The sequence below is a fragment of the Pseudomonas sp. GW821-FHT09H03 genome (assembly GCF_059415945.1).
Genome location: NZ_JBWKOF010000001.1, coordinates 513815 through 531178, shown reverse-complemented (window position 1 = coordinate 531178; position 17364 = coordinate 513815). Strand labels below are relative to the sequence as shown.

Genomic DNA, 17364 nt, shown 5'->3' with positions numbered 1-17364 from the left:
GTGCTTGTCTGCTGGTTACGCAATCCTTCGTAATAGCACGAACCGGATTACTTTTCTTGAACCGCTGTGCTGTCCCTGACGACGAAGCGCAGCACCCCGATGAGCTGTCCGTCTTCGGTCAGCACCCGGACTTGCCACTTGCCAGCCGGATTGCCGGGGAAATTCTGTTTATGGGTCCAGGCGCGATAGCCTTCCTTGCGGCCGCCGTGGATATCCAGTGGGATACGGTCGACCTCTTTGCCGTTGAACTGCCAGACGTGATAAATCCGCTCGTCCAGACCCCGCGGGGCGTTGATCGCCGTATAGGCATAGAGGCCGCCACCGCGAATCTGCTCGGTGCTGACCTCGTCGAGGCTGGCACCCGGAGTGCGGTCCTGCATTTGCGTGCTGATGGCCACATCGGTCATCCACAGTGTCGCGGGCGGTACCCATGAGCGCAGTTCCCAGCCGACCGCGCCGATTCCCAGGGTGATGCTCAGGATTGCCAGCGCGTTGCGCAGGGTGCGGATCGGGAAGATCGATGCCAGGCTCGGGAACGACAGCAGCACCGCAATGCCCAGCGCCCACTTGAAGCTCTGCGAAGTGGTCAGGTGCATGATCACCGGCAGTGCCGTGAGCAGGGCCGCGAACAGCGTCAGGGTATGCAACGCCAGAAACGCCCAGCGCCGTGGCGCCAGCCATTTGTAGTAGAGCGGATCGACGATGGATATCAGCGCCGCGATGCTCAGTAGCCCGGTGAAAAACAACTGGCCGCTGTTCCAGGTCGTGGTGATGAAAAAGAACGGCAGGACGAAGAAAAGGCTTTCCTGGTGAATCATCTGCGTCGCGTAACGCAACAAAGGTTGCGGAATCTCGCGCTTGAAAATGCGCGCGAACAGCTTGGTCAGACTGTTTTCCAGCATCAGCCAGATCCAGCTGATCAGCATGATGGTGGTGATCCAGCTCGCCAGGCCTTGCTGACGATCAACCAGGATGAAACTGCCCACCCCGGAGATAAAACCACCAGCCGCGATGACCCCGGGATAGCGCTTGATCAATTCAAGGATGCGCTGAACGAAAAGGGTCAGGTTCGGCATTCGGGCTTTTCACAGTAGTAGTAGGAAAAATCCTCGACAGGGTACCGCTGGGACGGCGGTGTGGCGAGGGGGCTCGTCGGAACGTCGCACCGCCGTTCGGCTGCCAAGCAGTCGTAGAGCGATTATCTGAATTGACCGTGATTGTTAATTTGGGGCCGCTTCGCGACCCAACGGGGCGGTGCGGCGGTCCGACAAGCCCCCTCGCCACAAAAGCCTGTGCCACAGCGCGTGGTTAATTTCTGCGGCTGATGCGCCACCCCAACAACCCAAGCACGATCAACCCCATGATCCCGGCAATCCCCCACACCAATTGGTCGTCACTCACCAATGGCTTTTCGATCCGCAGATAACCAGGCTGCAAAAGCAACTCGCGCATGGCTTTGTTCGCCTCTTCCAGAGACACCGCTTGCAGCTCCCGGGCCGGATTGACGAAACGGCCATCCTCGTAATCGCCAATGGCGCTCCAGTAGTAATCGGCCAGTGCACTGTTACCTTGCACGGCCCAGGCCTGGCGGGCGATGGCAGCCTGTTTGAGGCGGTTGAAGGTGTCGGCATTGAGGCCGTCCTTGAGCAACCCGGCCTTCAACTCTTCCAGCACCTGCTCAGCTTCGGCAACATCGCCGCGCTCGAGGTCGGCATTGAGGCTCATGAAACCTACACCGCCGAACACCTCGCGCTCCGCCCACGGGCCATAGGACAAACTGTGGGCCAGTCGCAGCTGGCGATACAACGCCCAGTCCAGATAGTCCTTGAGCAGGTCGAAGGTTTGATCGTGCTGGTCCTCCAGCACCGGCTCCGGCACCAGCCAGTGCAGCTTGGCCCCGTCGCCGACAAAACCGCGGATCAGGCTGCGCTCATGGGCGGCGCTGGCCTGGATTTGCGGCAGCGGTGGATGTTCGCTGGGGTTGATCGCTTCAAGCGCGCCATACGCCCGCTCCAGATAGGCCGGCAGCAACTTGTCCAGGTCACCGACCACGATCAGGGTCATGTTGTTCGGCGCATACCAGCCGTTGCGCACGCGCTCCAGTTGTTCGCGGGTCAGACTGTCGACTTGCGCCCGCTCGGGGCATTTGAGGCCTAACTCCACCGCCAGTTGACTGCTGGCGGCGTGGCCCAGGTCCTGACGATCCAGCCAGCGTTGCAGATGTGAGTAATGCCCGCCATCTTCGCGCTCGACCACTTGCTTGGCAGCGTTGATGGCATTGTCGTCGAACCGGGTCTGGGTCAGCAGCGCCAGCAGCAGGTCGAGCACCTTGCGCTGGTTTTTCGCCGGGGCCTCGATGACGAACGTGGTATCGGCGTTGCTGGTGAACGCATTCCACTCACCCCCCAAGGCCTGCATGCGCTCCTCGAGGCCGCCTTCGCCACTGGCGTCGATACCGCTGAACAGCAAGTGTTCGAGCAGATGCGGCAGTTCTTTTTCTTCGCAGCTGAAATCATCCAGGCCAACCCCGATCACCAGGCGAATCGCCACATGCCCGCGCTCGGTGCCAGGCTTGAGCAGCAACTGCAAACCATTGCGCAGCGTATAACCCTCGACCTGGAAACGATCCAGGGCAAGCGTGGGGAATGAGCCAAGCAACAGGCAGGCGAGTAGCAGACAACGCATAAAAAGCTTCCAGGCGGCTAATTGGAGATCCGTGTCGTCAGTCATGCCGACTTGCCCGCGAAAGCGGCCTCAAGACTGAATCAATACTACTGACTGATCACCATGCCATACGTTCAAGGTGAATGTGTGGTGTCAGCCAAATCGTCGACCACCAGAGCACCTGTGTCGGATGTTTCCAGCACCACATAGGCACTGCTGCAAAACAGCGAGTTCAAACGTTTCATGTCGGCGATCAGCTCCAGGTGCAACGAACTGGTTTCGATACTCTGCACGATCTTACGTTGTAGCCGGCTGACATGTGCATGGGCCAGGCGGCGTTCCTGTGCACGAAAACGACGTTTCTCACGCACCAGTTGCCGGGCGCTTTCCGGGTCGGCACTGAGAAACACCGACATCCCCAGGCGCAGGTTGGAAATCAACTGACTGTGAAGCCCGGCCAGTTCATCCAGCCCCACGTCGGAAAATGACCGACGCTGTGAGGTTTTCTGCTGCTGCACCTTGCGCAGCATGCGTTCGATGAGGTCGCTGGCAAGTTTCAGGTTGATCGCCAACTCGATGATTTCCGCCCAGCGCCGGCTGTCCTGATCGCTAAGATCCTCGCGGGGCATCTGCGCCAGATACAGCTTGATCGCGCTGTACAGGGCTTCCACATCATCGGTCAGGCGGCGCATTTCCTGAGTCACCGCGGTATGTTGGCCGCGCAATACGTCGAGCATGGCTTCAAGCATGCTGTCGATCAGATCGCCTATGCGCAGGGTTTCCCGGGCTGCGTTGGCCAGCGCCAGGCCGGGGGTGGCCAATGCTGTGGGGTCCAGATGCCGGGGTTTGGCTGTACCGTTGGCTTGCAGGCGTTCGGGCAGTACCCAGGCACAAAACCGCGCCATAGGCCCGACGCTGGGCAGCAAGATCAGGCAACGCGTGGTGTTGTAGAGCAGGTGAAAGCTGATGACCATCTCCTGCGGGCTGAAATCCAGGCTGTCCAGCCAATGCACCAACGGGTCGAGCACCGGAATCATCAGCATCAGGCCGATCAGTTTGTACAACAGGCTGCCCAACGCCACCTGCCGTCCGGCGGCGTTCTGCATACTGGTGCTGAGGAACGCAAGAATGCCGCTGCCGATATTGGCGCCGATGACCAGGCCGATGGCCACCGGCAGGCTGATCACATTGGCGCCGGCCAGGGTTGCCGTGAGCAGCACAGCCGCCAGGCTGGAGTAGGAAATCATCGCGAACAGCGCGCCAATCAAGGCGTCCAGGAGAATGTCGCCGGTCAGCGAGGCGAATATCACCTTGACCCCTTGGGCGTGGGTGATTGGCGCCGCCGCCTCGACAATCAATTGCAACGCCAGAATGATCAGCCCCAGTCCGATAGCGACGCGGCCCATCTGCCCGACCCGTGTCTGCTTGCGCGACAGGAAGAAGATCACCCCGATAAAGATCAGCAGCGGCGACAACCACGACAAATCGAGGGTCAGCACTCGCGCCATCAGCGCCGTACCGACATCGGCACCGAGCATGGTCGACAGCGCCGGGGTCAGCGCCATCAGGCCCTGGCCGACAAAGGACGTGACGAGCATGGCGGTGGCGTTGCTGCTCTGGACCATGGCCGTCACGACGATCCCGGCGACGAAAGCCAGCCCGCGCTTGGACATGTTCCGGCCGATGACATGGCGCAGATTGGAGCCGTAGACCCGCAGGATGCCGGTACGGACGATGTGCGTGCCCCAGATCAGCAGGGCCACGGCGGAGAGCAAATTGAGCAGGGTGAGCATACAGACCCCCTGTGGTGCAGCGCTCCAAAGGAGCAAGTTGACGGTGCCGCGCGACGTTCTACGTTCTGATACTTAAGCTGTAGTTGGCTAACGGTCTGAGCGCCAGCATCGCATAGCTAAAGAAGTGATTGAAACAAAACTGTCATGAACACAAGTTCAGACAATCCCACAAAAACAATGTGGGAGCGGGCTTTTGTGGCGAGGGGGCTTGCCCCCGTCGGGTCGCGCAGCGGCCCCAAAACCTGCTATCGCGGTGTACCAAGTACGCCGCATGCAATGGTTTTGCGACTGCTACGCAGCCGAACGGGGGCAAGCCCCCTCGCCACAACAAGCCCCCTCACCACAAAGGCTTGCTCCCACAGGTTTTTGCGTTGTCACTACATCCGGGTTACTGGCCCGGAATGTCCTTGCGCAGCTTCACCGGATCCTGCTGCTTGCGCTTCTTCGCAATAGCAGTGCGCATCTTGATATTGATCGCTTCCACCGCCAGCGAGAAGGCCATGGCGAAGTAGACGTAGCCTTTTGGTACGTGCACGTCCAGGGATTCGGCAATCAGCACGGTACCGACGATCAACAGGAACGACAGCGCCAGCATCTTCAGCGACGGGTGCTTGTCGATGAATTCGCTGATTTTGCCCGAGGCCAGCATCATCACCAGCACGGCAACGATGATCGCCGCAACCATGACCGGTACGTGGGAGACCATGCCGACAGCGGTAATTACCGAGTCCAGCGAGAACACAATGTCGATGATCGCGATCTGGATGATGGTGTAGATGAAACTGCCGCCTGCGCCCTTGGGCTCCTCATTGGTTTCGTCTTCACCTTCCAGCGCGTGGTACATCTCTTGCGAGCTCTTCCACAGCAGGAACAGACCACCGAAGAACAGGATCAGATCGCGCCCGGAAATGCCTTGGCCGAACACTTCGAACAGATCGGTGGTGAGACGCATGACCCAGGTGATCGACAGCAGCAACAGGATTCGCGTGATCATGGCCAGTGCCAGACCGAAAATCCGGGTGCGCGCCTGCATGTGCTTGGGCATGCGGCTGACCAGGATCGAAATCATGATGATGTTATCGATGCCCAGGACGATTTCCAGAGCGGTCAGGGTAAAGAAGGCAACCCAGATTTCAGGGTTGGTCAGCCATTCCATGTGTATTCCTTTGAGGATGCGTTAAACCACGAAGGGCCCGGGCTTCAAACAACGAAGCCTGGACCCGAAGTGGTGAGTCTTGGGCTTATAGAGTGCTGAACATCGGAAAAGTCCCCAGCACCAGTGCAGCAACCAGTATGCAGATACAAACCAATACAGCCCACTTCAGCGTGAAACGCTGATGATCACCGAAGTCGATACCGGCCAGGGCTACCAACAAGTAAGTCGATGGCACCAGCGGGCTCAACAAGTGGACGGGCTGACCTACGATCGAGGCACGTGCCATTTCCACCGCGGTTATACCGTAATGACTAGCGGCTTCGGCAAGTACCGGTAACACGCCGTAATAAAATGCATCGTTCGACATGAAAAACGTGAACGGCATGCTCACCAGCGCAGTAATCACCGCCAGATACGGGCCGAGGAAGTCCGGAATCACCGCCAGCAGGCTTTTTGACATGGCATCGACCATCCCGGTGCCCGACAGGATACCGGTGAAAATACCTGCCGCGAAGATCAAACCGACCACCGCCAGCACGCTGCCGGCGTGGGCCGCGACGCGATCCTTCTGCATTTGCAGACAAGGGTAGTTGACGATCATCGCAATACTGAACGCCACCATGAACAGCACAGGCAACGGCAGCAGACCGGCAATCAGGGTGCACATCAGGCCCAGGGTCAGGGCACCGTTGAACCAGATCAGCTTGGGACGACGGGCATCCGGGAACTGCGAAACGCTGATTTCACTGTGGTCGATTTCATCGCCCACCAGGTGCAACTCACCCAGACGCGCACGCTCACGCTTGCCGTAGAAGTAGGCAATCAACAGGATCGCCACCACACCGGCCGCCATCGCCGGGATCATCGGCACAAAGATGTCGGACGGGTCGACGTGAAGCGCACTGGCCGCACGGGCGGTCGGACCACCCCATGGGGTCATGTTCATCACGCCACCGGCAAGGATGATCAAGCCGGCCATGATCCGCGGACTCATGCCGATACGGCTGTAGAGCGGCAGCATGGCGGCCACGCAGATCATGTAGGTGGTCGCGCCGTCACCATCGAGGGAAACGACCAGCGCCAGGACGGCAGTGCCGACTGAAACCTTCAACGGGTCGCCCTTGACCAGTTTGAGGATCTTGCGCACGGCCGGGTCGAACAGGCCGGAGTCGATCATCAGGGCGAAGTACAAAATGGCAAACATCAGCATCACGCCGGTCGGCGCAAGCTTGGTGATGCCTTCGAGCATCATCGGGCCGATCTTCGGCGCAAAACCGCCGAACAGGGCGAAGACGATCGGAATGATGATCAGGGCGATCAGCGCGGACAGGCGCTTGGTCATGATCAGGAACATGAACGTGATGACCATGGCGAAGCCAAGGAAAGTCAGCATGGGAATACTCCAGGCATAGCGCGGCTAGTGAATGGGCGGATCGGGCGGGATCAGCGCAGAACGGGAAGCACGAGGCGTACGGGCGGAGTGACAGCGAAGCGGCGGGTAGGAGAGGACATCAGAATCACCATTGTTGTTGTTAAATGGACCTGGCGAGCACTTGAACACTCGCATTGGCCAACCGGTCTTTTGCCGGTAGTGACGGCGATCCTAATCGGGGAAGCTTTCAGCCAGCTTTCGAGAATGAAAGCATTGAGCGGTTGTGCAACCGGTCGTCGGACGGGACACAGAGGAAATGTCATGAGTGAATTTCACAACGGCGGCTGCCACTGCGGGCAATTGCGTTACCAATTCAGCGGGCCGCTTCACGATATTGCCCACTGCCACTGCTCGATTTGCCGAAAGGTCAGCGGTGGCATTGTGACCACCTGGATCACAGTGCCCGCGTCAGCGTTTCGATGGCTGGCCGGAACGCCGGCGCGGTATGACTCCTCATCAACCTGCGCACGATATTTCTGCGGCCACTGTGGTGCACACCTGGCGCTGGTGACGCACCTGAGCCCGCAAACCATCGATGTGACCACTGCCACCCTCGATCATCCCGAACAGGCACCCGCCGAGCGTCACATCTGGACCAGCAGCCGTTTACCGTGGCTGCACCTGGACGAACAGCTGCCCGGCGAGGCCGAAGAAAGCATCTGATCAAAAATTAGACAGATCCAGCGGACGGATTGCGCCCATCCAGATCGCATGGTCGGTGTGGTCCAATAAATCGTTGCCCGTGTCCGGGTGCAGGAATACCACCAAGCCCTTGCGATTGAGCGCCAGCCACGGCAGCAGGTCGCCGATCAATTCAGGTCCGAAGGCCAGCTGGCAGCTCCAGTCCGGGTGCGGGCCGACCGGGCGCTCATGCACGCGACCCATTTTCAGTGGAAATAACTGTGCTGCGTGCTCACACAGGGCCCGCGCCTGATCAATGGTTGTGGCATCGAAATAGACGTGGGCGTGATAACCCTTGATCTGCTGCATTTGAATCCCTCTGAAAGCTGTTCGAACCCTCACCGTTTCCTGCGGGTCACACGCCATATAGACAGGAATACAGAGAATCCAGCCATGAAAAATGCCGAAACCCCCGTCGTGAAAGTGGTGCTTTATGGTGCCATGAGTAGCCTGGGCAGTGCGCTGATGGCTGAAATGCTGCGGCGTCAGCATGAAGTGATCGCGATACTGGATGACCTTACGGCGCTCGCACCGCGCCCGGGGTTGCGCACCAAGAGCGGCGACCTGTTCGAAGCCGAGCGGGTCAAACAAAGTGTGGCGGGGAGCTCGACGGTCATCTGTCTACTGGACGCACCAGGGCTGCCATTCAATAGTGATCACGTGGAAAAAACCATCGTGCCGGGCCCGGTCGAACAGGTGCTGGCGGTGGATGCGCTGATAGAAGGTCTGCAAGGGGCAGGCATAAGCCGCTTGTTTCTCGTGGGTGATTTCGACGTCCTGGACGAACCGGACATCGCGGACCGCCTTCAACTGCATGCCGCTGAAGAAATCCGCGAAGCGCTGCAAAGCTGCCCCTTGCACTGGACGATGGTGAATGCACCAAGGGCGGTGGCGGGGCTCACCATCGAGCATTTCAGCCAGGTCAGCAGTAGTCTGGAACCCGGGCTGGGTGAGAGCCTGGAACGATTGACCCGAGTGGCAACCGGTATTGCCGATGAGATGCGGCTGAATTTGCATGTGGGTGAACATGTGAATTTCGTTGCTGCTTCAAACCCGTAAAAGATCTTCACACCGCAATCGAAGGCAACGCCAAGCCAGACAATGATTGCGCGCTGCTGGACTGCTCGGCCATCAACCAGTCGACAAATTGCTCAATCAACACCCCGCGTCGTTTGCGTTGGGGCAGTACCACGTAATAACCGAGCCGGGACATCACTGTTTCGGCGATCGGTCGACACAACAAACCCTGCGCCAGCAAGTTATCCACAAGGTGGCGCCAGCCGATGGCTACGCCCTGACCGCCAATCGCCGCCTGAATCAGTAAAGTGTAATTGTCGAAGCGCACCTGACCCGGCGCCGGAGGTGATGTAATCCCCAATTCACGGAATACACCGCTCCAGTCGAACCAGTTGCTACTGTTTTCGCCGCGCAGGTGCAGTAGCGGAAACTCCAGGAGAGCCTTGGCCGGTAAAGGCAGTGGGCGGTCGTTGAGCAACTGCGGGCTGCACACCGGGAACACTTCTTCGCTGAACAGCCAATGGCTTTCACCTTGTTTGAATCGCCCGTCACCGAACAGCACCGCCACGTCGATATCGGTGCGCAGCATGTTGTGGCTGCGCTCACTGGTGACGAGGCTGACATCCACCTGCGGATTGGCCGCGTGAAACCTGTGCAGACGCGGCATCAGCCAATAAGCGGCGAAGGCAAAATCCGTGGCGACTTGCAGCACCTCATGCTGCTGTTGCGCACTGATTGCGCCCAATCCTGCGTCGATATTCTGCAATCCGAGCTGAACTTGCTGAAAAAGCAGCGTTCCCGCCTCTGTCAGCTCGATGCCTCGATAAATGCGATCGAACAGTCGAACCGCCAGTTGCTCTTCTAAACGCTTGATTTGCTGGCTGATGGCCGGTTGTGTGGTGCCAAGCTCCACGGCAGCGGCGGTGAAGCTGCGCTGACGGGCTGCCGTTTCGAAGGTGCGGAGTAAATCCAGAGACAGGTCACCAAGAGACTCATACATAAGCTGTGCTTATCCTAGTCATTACCGCACGTGGGCTTTACCGCAGAGTTCATGGGTTACATCCTCGACCCAAGCACTCTCGCATAATTATCCACTATGGAATGCTGCGATCACATGAAGCGCAAGAACATTCTTTTCATCATGGCCGATCAAATGGCCGCGCCAATGTTGCCGTTCTACGGTCCTTCGCCAATCAAAATGCCCCATCTCAGCCGCCTCGCCGCACAAGGCGTGGTGTTCGACTCGGCTTATTGCAACAGTCCCCTGTGCGCGCCGTCGCGCTTTACCCTGGTCAGTGGTCAGTTGCCGAGCAAGATCGGCGCCTACGACAACGCTGCGGATTTCCCTGCCGATGTGCCGACTTACGCCCACTATCTGCGTCGCCTCGGCTACCGCACCGCACTCTCGGGCAAGATGCACTTCTGTGGCCCGGACCAGTTGCACGGCTACGAAGAACGCCTGACCAGCGATATTTACCCGGCCGACTACGGCTGGGCTGTGAACTGGGACGAGCCGTATGTGCGGCCGACCTGGTATCACAACATGTCGTCCGTGCTGCAGGCCGGGCCGTGCGTGCGTACCAATCAACTGGACTTCGACGAAGAGGTGGTGTTCAAGGCCCAGCAGTATCTGTTCGACCACATCCGTGAGGATGGCGACCAGCCGTTTTGCCTGACCGTTTCGATGACTCACCCACACGACCCGTACACGATTCCCAAGCAATTCTGGAATCTGTATGACGATACCGACATCCCGCTACCTGCAACGCCGGGTCAGCATGAACTCGATCCGCACTCCCAACGCTTGCTCAAGGTCTATGACCTGTGGGACAAGCCGCTGCCTGTGGATAAGATCCGTGACGCGCGTCGCGCCTACTTTGGAGCCTGCAGCTATATTGACAGCAACGTCGGCAAACTCCTGCAAACACTCGAGGATACGGGGCTCATCGATGACACCATCATCGTTTTCTCCGGCGATCATGGCGACATGCTGGGCGAGCGTGGCCTCTGGTACAAAATGCATTGGTATGAAATGGCGGCGCGGGTGCCGCTGCTGATCAGCGCCCCGGGGCATTTTGGTGCCAGGCGGGTCAGCGCCAGCGTCTCCACCGCCGACCTGCTGCCGACCTTCGTTGAATTGGCCGGTGGCTCGCTGGAACCGGGGTTGCCGCTGGATGGCCGCTCGCTGGTTGCGCACCTGCAAGGGCTGGGCGGTCACGACGAGGTGTTCGGCGAATACATGGCCGAAGGTACCGTCGGCCCGCTGATGATGATTCGCCGCAGCGCTTATAAATTCATTTACAGCGAAGACGACCCTTGTCTGCTGTTCGATGTACACAATGACCCCTGCGAACTGGAAGATCTCAGCCATTCGCCGCAACATCGCCAGCTGTTCGACGATTTTATAGCCGAAGCGCGAGCCAAGTGGGACATCCCGGCGATTCACCAACAGGTGCTCGCCAGTCAGCGGCGCCGGCGTTTCGTCGCCCAGGCCCTGACTCTCGGCAAGCTGAAGAGCTGGGATCACCAGCCGCTGGTGGATGCCAGTCAGCAGTACATGCGCAACCACATCGACCTTGATGATCTGGAACGCAAAGCACGTTATCCACAACCCTGCCAAAACCAATAATGTTAAGGGGAAGTCCATGCAAAGGTTATCCACAGTACTGACGGTCGGGCTCATGGCACTGGGAAGTGCATCGGCGTTTGCAGATCAGAGTTGCGAAACGGTAAGGATGGCCGACCCTGGCTGGAGCGACATCGCTGCGACCAACGCCATCACCGGTTTCCTGCTCGATGGCATGGGCTACAAGGCCAAGGTCGATACCCTCGCGGTGCCGATTACCTTTGGCGGGCTCAAGGATGGCCAGGTCGATGTTTTTCTGGGTAACTGGATGCCGGCGCAGCAAGGCTTCTACGACAAGTTCGTCGCCACCGGCGATGTCACGCAATTGGCTAAAAACCTCGACGGCACCGAGTTCACCCTCGCCGTCCCCGACTATGTGTGGGATGCGGGTGTGCATGATTTTGCCGACCTGAACAAATTCGCGGACAAGTTCGACCACAAGATCTACGGCATAGGCTCCGGAGCACCGGCGAATATCTCCCTGCAAGAGATCATCAAGAAAAACGATTTCGACATGGGCCAGTGGAAACTGGTCGAGTCCAGCGAGCAGGCGATGCTGGCGATGCTGGCGGAAGTGTCTCGTGCAGTGAAGAAACAGAAATTCGTGACTTTCCTCGGCTGGACGCCGCACCCGATGAACGTGCAGCTGAAAATGCATTACCTCAAGGGCGGCGAGAAGTACTTCGGCGACACCGGCAGCGTGCATACCCTGACTCGCAAAGGTTATGCACAGGCCTGTCCGAACGTCGGCAAACTGCTTACGAACCTGAGCTTCACCCAGGAGATGGAGAACAGCATCATGGCCGAGGTGGCGAACAAGAAAGTCAGCAACGCCGATGCGGCCAGGGCGTGGATCAAGGCAAACCCGGCGGTGCTGGATAAATGGCTCGATGGCGTGAAGACCGTGGATGGCAAGGATGCGTTGCCGGCGGTGAAGGCGAAGCTTTGATCGGGTGAATTTTGAGGAAAGTGGCGGGCTTGAGATTTCCCCCCTCACCCCAGCCCTCTCCCCCCTCGGGGGGGCGAGGGGGAAAGGGAGCCGATCTTCGTGTCCTTCAAATCCTGAGTTCCACGTGAGATTCCCGGGTGATGTAACTCCATGGAACTCCGTCAGTCCCCTCATCCCTGCCGGGAGAGGGTATGGACGCCAATCTTCACGGGCCTCAGTCCTGAGTTCAACTCGGTATTTCAGGTCGATGTAGCTACATAGGCAACCCGGTCAGTCCCCTCGCCCCTTTGGGGAGAGGGTTAGGGTGAGGGGGCGTTCGAACTGGCACACCACTTCAAAACCTCACCCTGATACCCTTGCACAAAATCCCACCCGAGAGGATCCATGGCCCTTCCCAGTCGCCATTCACTGTTCCCCTTCCTCGCCTGGTTGCCCAAGCAAACCCGGGCAAGTGTCGGACGTGACCTGATTGTCGGCCTCAGTGGTGCGATTCTGGCGTTGCCGCAATCCATTGCCTACGCACTGATTGCCGGCCTGCCACCTGAATATGGCCTGTACGCGGCAATCATCCCGGTGCTGATTGCCTGCCTCTGGGGTTCGTCGTGGCATTTGATCTGCGGTCCCACGGCGGCCATCTCCATTGTCCTGTATGCCAGTGTCAGTCCACTGGCCGTCCCTGCCTCACAGGACTACGTCACCCTGATTCTGTTGCTGACCTTTCTCGCGGGAATTTTCCAATGGCTTTTGGGCCTATTGCGCTTTGGCGCGCTGGTGAACTTCGTCTCGCATTCGGTGGTGCTCGGTTTTACCCTCGGCGCAGCAGTGGTGATCGCCATCGGCCAACTGCCGAATCTGCTGGGGCTGGATCTGCCGGGCGAAGCGACGGCGTTGGCCAGCCTGATGAGTTTGCTCCAGCATCTGGAGGCTGTGGATAAACCTTCGCTGGTGCTGGGCCTGGCCACCGTACTGGTCGGTATGCTGCTCAAACAGCTGTTGCCACGCTGGCCGACGCTGCTCATGACCCTGGTACTGGGCGGCCTGTTGGTGTGGTTGTGGCCAGCGATGTTTGGTCACGTACAGTTGGTCAGTGCATTTGTCGGCCGGTTGCCGCCTTTCAGCGCACTACCGCTGGATCTGGACCTTATTCTGCGGCTGCTGCCCAGTGCGGTGGCGGTGGGTATGCTCGGGCTGGTCACCAGCCTGTCGATTGCCCGCTCGATTTCCGCGCGCTCCCAGCAGATGCTCGACGCCAATCAGGAAGTCCGCGCTCAGGGTCTATCCAACATGGTCGGTGCGTTTTTTTCCGGTTCACTGTCCGCCGGCTCCTTCACCCGCTCGGGTCTTAGCTATGAGGCCGGCGCCTGTTCGCCTCTGGCGGGGGTTTTTTCGGCAATGTGGGTGGCGTTATTCGCCATTTTCGCTGCGGGGCTGATTGCACACATTCCGATCCCGGCCATGGCCGGCAGCATTCTCCTGATCGCCTGGGGGTTGATAGACCATCGCGGCGTTCGCGCATTGTGGCGAGTCAGCCACTCCGAGTTCGCAGTCATGGCGCTGACCTGCCTCGCCACGTTACTTCTGGAACTGCAGACTGCCATCTACGCCGGAGTGCTGGCGTCGTTGTTTTTCTATCTCAAACGTACTTCGCGCCCGCGGGTCCAGCATTGGCGGGACGGTGAGGAAGACATTCTGCGGGTCGGCGGCTCAATCTTCTTCGGCGCCAGCCACTACCTGCAAACGCGCCTGCAACGGATGCACGGCGTACGCGTGGTGATCGAAGCACAGCAGATCAACTTCATCGACTATTCCGGCGTTGAAATGCTGCACCAGGAAGCCCGGCGACTGCTGCGCCAGGATCGCAGCCTGACCTTGCGCCAGGCACGGCCACAGGTGGTGGAAGAGTTGAGAAAGCTGGAAGGCGCGGAGAAATGCCCGATCCGGTTTGAGGATTGAAACACCACGGCCATGACGAACGCATAAACTGTGGCGAGGGGGCTTGCCCCCGTTCGGCCGCGAAGCGGTCGTGGATTTTTTGGGGGACGGCTTCGCCGTCCAACGGGGGCAAGCCCCCTCGCCACAGCAAGCCCCCTCGCCACAGCAAGCCTCCTCGCCTCAGCAAGCTCCCTCGCCACAAAAAATACTACAGCGCCAGTTGGCGGCGAAGTTCGGCCAGCACTGGAGCCGTATCCGGCCGCACACCGCGCCACAGGAAAAACGCTTCCGCCGCCTGTTCAGCGAGCATGCCCAAGCCATCCATCGCCACCGCCGCGCCGTGTTCGCTGGCCCAGCGGCAGAACGAGGTCGGCTCCTTGCCATACATCATGTCGTAGCAAACCGTCTTGCCCGGTTCAATGAGGCTGCTGGCAATCGGCGGAACATCACCTGAGAGGCTCGCCGACGTCGCATTGATGATCAGGTCCACCGACTCCTGCAACCAGTCATACCCACTGGCCGATACGGGCCCCAGATCGCAGAACAATTCGGCCAACAGCTCGGCTTTTTCCACGGTACGGTTGGCGATGATCAAGGATGCCGGTTGCTCGGCCAACAAGGGCTCCAGCGCACCACGCACCGCACCACCGGCACCCAGCAGCAGGATGCGTTTACCCTTGAGGCTGAAACCGGCGTTGACCGTCAGGTCCCGCACCAGTCCGGCACCGTCGGTGTTGTCGCCCAGCAGGCTGCCATCCGCCAGCTTGCTCAACGTATTAACCGCACCGGCTCGCTGCGCCCGCGCCGTCAGGTTGTTCGCCAGCCGATAGGCTTCCTCTTTGAACGGCACCGTCACATTCGCGCCGCGACCTTCCAGGAAAAACGTCCGGGCACAGGTGGAAAAGTCGTCCAGGGGCGCCAGCAAAGTGCTGTAGTCCAGCTTCTGTGCCGTCTGCTCAGCGAACAGACGATGGATCAGCGGCGACTTGCTATGGCCAATCGGGTTGCCGAATACGACGTAACGGTCCATCAGGAATCCTCGTTCAGGCCTCGGCCAACCAATCGCGATCTTGCAGGAAGTACTCGGTCAGGCGCGCTTCTTCGCTGCCGGGCTCGGCTTTCCAGTCGTAACCCCAGCGCACCTGCGGCGGCAGGGACATCAGGATCGACTCGGTGCGCCCGCCCGATTGCAGGCCGAACAGCGTGCCACGGTCGTAGACCAGGTTGAATTCAACGTAGCGCCCACGACGGAATTCCTGGAACTCGCGTTGCTCGGCAGTAAAGGCATCGTCCTTGCGGCGCTGCACGATTGGCAGATACGCGTCGATGTAGGCATCGCCAATGGCGCGCATGAAGGCGAAGCTGGTGTCGAAATCCCACTCGTTCAAGTCGTCGAAAAACAACCCGCCGATGCCTCGTGGCTCGTGACGGTGCTTGATGTGGAAATAGCTGTCGCACCAGGCCTTGTAGCGCGGGTAAACCTCCGGTCCGAACGGTGCGCAGGCTTGCTCGGCGATGCGGTGCCAGTGCACGCAGTCATCGACGTTACCGTAGTAGGGGGTGAGGTCGAAGCCGCCGCCGAACCACCAGACCGGTTCCTCGCCTTCTTTTTCGGCGATGAAAAAGCGTACGTTGGCGTGGGAAGTCGGCACATGCGGGTTATGCGGATGGATCACCAGCGACACGCCCAGCGCTTCGAAGCCCCGGCCGGCCAGTTCCGGTCGGTGCGCGCTGGCGGACGGTGGCAGACCGCTGCCGAACACATGGGAAAAGTTGACGCCGCCCTTTTCAATCACCGTGCCGTTTTCGATCACCCGGGTACGCCCGCCACCACCGGCAGGCCGGGTCCAGGCGTCTTCAACGAAGCGCGTACCGCCGTCTTCGGCTTCCAGGGCAGCACAGATACGGTCTTGCAGGTCGAGCAGGTAGGCTTTTACGGCCTCGGTGCGGGTCGTCATGTCATCACCTTGTATCGGGCAAAACTACGCGCTGCTCCATTGGAGCTCAGCCTGCGCAAATGGGCGCGTAGCATAACACCGCAGATGGACCTGCCACAGTTGACGAAGATCAAGCTTGGGAGTTCGATAGGGCGCTTCGCGCTACAACTCAAGTAGCTGAGTCCCAAGGAGAGTGAGATGGCAAAGCGTATTCAGTTCCGCGCCCATGGCGGCCCCGAAGTGCTCGAATATGTCGATTACCAGCCCGCCGAACCCGGCCCGCAGCAGGTCCGCGTGAGCAACAAGGCCATCGGCCTGAACTTCATTGATACCTATTACCGCAGCGGCCTCTATCCGCCGCCGTCCCTGCCATCGGGCGTTGGTTCCGAAGGGGCGGGGGTGGTCGAGGCGGTGGGCAGTGAAGTGAGCCGTTTCAAGGTCGGTGATCGCGTGGCCTATGGCAGTGGCCCGCTGGGCGCGTACAGCGAGGTTCACGTGTTGCCCGAAGCCAATCTGGTGCACCTGCCGGACGCCATCAGCTTCGAACAGGCGGCTGGCGTGATGCTCAAGGGCCTGACCGTGCAGTACCTGCTGCGTCAGACCTATGAACTCAAGGGTGGCGAAACCATTCTGTTCCACGCCGCGGCCGGTGGCGTCGGTTCGCTGGCGTGCCAATGGGCCAAGGCCCTGGGTGTGAAGCTGATCGGCACGGTGAGCTCGGCGGAGAAAGCCGCACTGGCGAAAGCCAATGGCGCCTGGGCAACCATCGACTACAGCCATGAAAACGTCGCACAACGCGTGCTGGAGTTGACTGACGGCCAAAAGGTCCCGGTAGTTTACGACGGCGTCGGCAAAGACACCTGGCTGACCTCCCTGGACAGCGTTGCGCCGCGTGGTCTGGTGGTGAGCTTCGGTAATGCATCCGGGGCGGTAGACGGGGTCAACCTGGGAATTCTGGCGGGGAAGGGTTCGCTGTACGTGACACGGCCGACCCTGGCGACCTATGCCAACAACGCCGAGAACCTGCAGCGGATGGCCGACGAACTGTTCGAGATGATTATCAGCGGCAAGCTGCACGTGGACATCAGCCAGCGTTATCCACTGGCTGATGCGGCAAAGGCGCAGACCGAGTTGTCCGCGCGGCGTACTACTGGTTCGGTGGTGTTGTTGCCTTAAC

General features: G+C 59.6%; 15 protein-coding genes. 6 read left to right on the top strand and 9 right to left on the bottom strand.

Translation table 11 applies throughout. The features are described 5' to 3' along the window. Positions 1–47: 47 nt before the first annotated feature. From AC07OG_RS02360 to AC07OG_RS02340, 5 genes are all read right to left on the bottom strand, one after another. Entirely contained in the window at positions 48–1076 is a 1029-nt protein-coding gene (locus AC07OG_RS02360; RefSeq protein ID WP_060540323.1) for a DUF5924 family protein, read from the bottom strand. Between the two features lie 232 nt (positions 1077–1308). Beyond that, positions 1309–2685: a M16 family metallopeptidase gene (locus AC07OG_RS02355; RefSeq protein WP_495066122.1), complete on the bottom strand. Its 1377-nt coding sequence runs from the start codon at positions 2683–2685 to the stop codon at positions 1309–1311. Between the two features lie 113 nt (positions 2686–2798). Then, positions 2799–4457 carry a Na/Pi cotransporter family protein gene (locus tag AC07OG_RS02350; RefSeq protein ID WP_495066121.1) on the bottom strand — a complete coding sequence of 553 codons (1659 nt, stop codon included), beginning with the start codon at positions 4455–4457 and terminating at the stop codon, positions 2799–2801. A gap of 388 nt (positions 4458–4845) precedes the next feature. Then, a complete protein-coding gene (locus AC07OG_RS02345; RefSeq protein ID WP_495066120.1) occupies positions 4846–5613 on the bottom strand; it encodes a TerC family protein in 768 nt (255 codons plus the stop codon). Positions 5614–5698: 85 nt separating this feature from the next. Beyond that, positions 5699–7006, bottom strand: a complete 1308-nt coding sequence (locus AC07OG_RS02340) for a CitMHS family transporter (protein WP_060540315.1) — start codon at positions 7004–7006, stop codon at positions 5699–5701. Positions 7007–7306: 300 nt separating this feature from the next. On the opposite strand from AC07OG_RS02340, the gene AC07OG_RS02335 reads away from it, so the two are divergent. After that, positions 7307–7708: a GFA family protein gene (locus tag AC07OG_RS02335; RefSeq protein ID WP_060540313.1), complete on the top strand. Its 402-nt coding sequence runs from the start codon at positions 7307–7309 to the stop codon at positions 7706–7708. Here the strand turns inward: AC07OG_RS02335 and AC07OG_RS02330 are convergent, their stop codons facing one another. Continuing rightward, a complete protein-coding gene (locus tag AC07OG_RS02330; RefSeq protein ID WP_060540311.1) occupies positions 7709–8035 on the bottom strand; it encodes a DOPA 4,5-dioxygenase family protein in 327 nt (108 codons plus the stop codon). A gap of 84 nt (positions 8036–8119) precedes the next feature. On the opposite strand from AC07OG_RS02330, the gene AC07OG_RS02325 reads away from it, so the two are divergent. Beyond that, the gene (locus AC07OG_RS02325; protein WP_060540309.1) at positions 8120–8785 is read left to right on the top strand and encodes an NAD(P)H-binding protein; all 666 of its coding nucleotides are present in this window, start codon (positions 8120–8122) and stop codon (positions 8783–8785) included. 7 nt (positions 8786–8792) lie between these two features. On the opposite strand, the gene AC07OG_RS02320 is transcribed toward AC07OG_RS02325, so the two are convergent. Next, positions 8793–9743, bottom strand: coding sequence for a choline sulfate utilization transcriptional regulator (locus AC07OG_RS02320; protein WP_495066119.1), 951 nt, complete (start codon positions 9741–9743; stop codon positions 8793–8795). Positions 9744–9857: 114 nt separating this feature from the next. Here AC07OG_RS02320 and betC point away from each other — a divergent pair, with 114 nt between their 5' ends. From betC to AC07OG_RS02305, 3 genes are all read left to right on the top strand, one after another. Continuing rightward, positions 9858–11372 carry a choline-sulfatase gene (betC, locus tag AC07OG_RS02315; RefSeq protein WP_495066118.1) on the top strand — a complete coding sequence of 505 codons (1515 nt, stop codon included), beginning with the start codon at positions 9858–9860 and terminating at the stop codon, positions 11370–11372. Between the two features lie 16 nt (positions 11373–11388). Beyond that, positions 11389–12318, top strand: coding sequence for a choline ABC transporter substrate-binding protein (gene choX, locus AC07OG_RS02310; protein WP_495066117.1), 930 nt, complete (start codon positions 11389–11391; stop codon positions 12316–12318). A gap of 384 nt (positions 12319–12702) precedes the next feature. Beyond that, on the top strand, positions 12703–14271 hold the full coding sequence (locus tag AC07OG_RS02305) for a SulP family inorganic anion transporter (protein ID WP_495066116.1): 1569 nt from the start codon (positions 12703–12705) through the stop codon (positions 14269–14271). A 187-nt stretch (positions 14272–14458) separates the two neighbouring features. On the opposite strand, the gene aroE is transcribed toward AC07OG_RS02305, so the two are convergent. Both aroE and hemF read right to left on the bottom strand, forming a co-directional pair. Beyond that, the gene (gene aroE, locus AC07OG_RS02300) at positions 14459–15280 is read right to left on the bottom strand and encodes a shikimate dehydrogenase (RefSeq protein WP_060540303.1); all 822 of its coding nucleotides are present in this window, start codon (positions 15278–15280) and stop codon (positions 14459–14461) included. Positions 15281–15293: 13 nt separating this feature from the next. Beyond that, positions 15294–16208: an oxygen-dependent coproporphyrinogen oxidase gene (gene hemF, locus AC07OG_RS02295; RefSeq protein ID WP_495066115.1), complete on the bottom strand. Its 915-nt coding sequence runs from the start codon at positions 16206–16208 to the stop codon at positions 15294–15296. A gap of 177 nt (positions 16209–16385) precedes the next feature. Between hemF and AC07OG_RS02290 the strand changes: the two genes are divergently transcribed. After that, positions 16386–17363 carry an NADPH:quinone reductase gene (locus AC07OG_RS02290; RefSeq protein ID WP_060540301.1) on the top strand — a complete coding sequence of 326 codons (978 nt, stop codon included), beginning with the start codon at positions 16386–16388 and terminating at the stop codon, positions 17361–17363. Position 17364: the final 1 nt, after the last annotated feature.